Source organism: Achromobacter sp. ACM01, from assembly GCF_014851745.1.
Classification (GTDB): Bacteria; Pseudomonadota; Gammaproteobacteria; order Burkholderiales; family Burkholderiaceae_B; genus Achromobacter; species Achromobacter aegrifaciens.
Genome location: NZ_JACVAF010000030.1, coordinates 1 through 346 on the forward strand (window position 1 = coordinate 1; position 346 = coordinate 346).

General features: G+C 49.7%; 2 tRNA genes. Both read right to left on the reverse strand.

Features of this window, described 5'->3' with window-relative positions:
• Positions 1-131: 131 nt before the first annotated feature.
• A tRNA-Ala gene (locus tag IB268_RS31380) sits at positions 132-207 on the reverse strand.
• Between the two features lie 23 nt (positions 208-230).
• Positions 231-307, reverse strand: a tRNA-Ile gene (locus tag IB268_RS31385).
• Between the last annotated feature and the right edge of the window lie 39 nt (positions 308-346).

Sequence of the window (346 nt, forward strand, 5' to 3'; positions counted from 1 at the left end):
GATGAGCACATTTCGTTGTGCTTCTTCCAGATTGTTAAAGAACGAATATAGCTGTCAGGTAAAACCTAACTCATAAGGCCGTTTCAACGACACTATGAGTTAGCCTCTACATCACCAGGTGATTAGGGACTTGGTGGAGGTGAACGGGATCGAACCGATGACATCCTGCTTGCAAAGCAGGCGCTCTCCCAGCTGAGCTACACCCCCATATCCCGCATACGCAGAATACTTGGTGGGTCTGGTTGGATTCGAACCAACGACCCCCGCCTTATCAAGACGGTGCTCTAACCGACTGAGCTACAGACCCAAAAACCTTTTCGGATCAGCAGTCAGGAAAGCTGTAGAC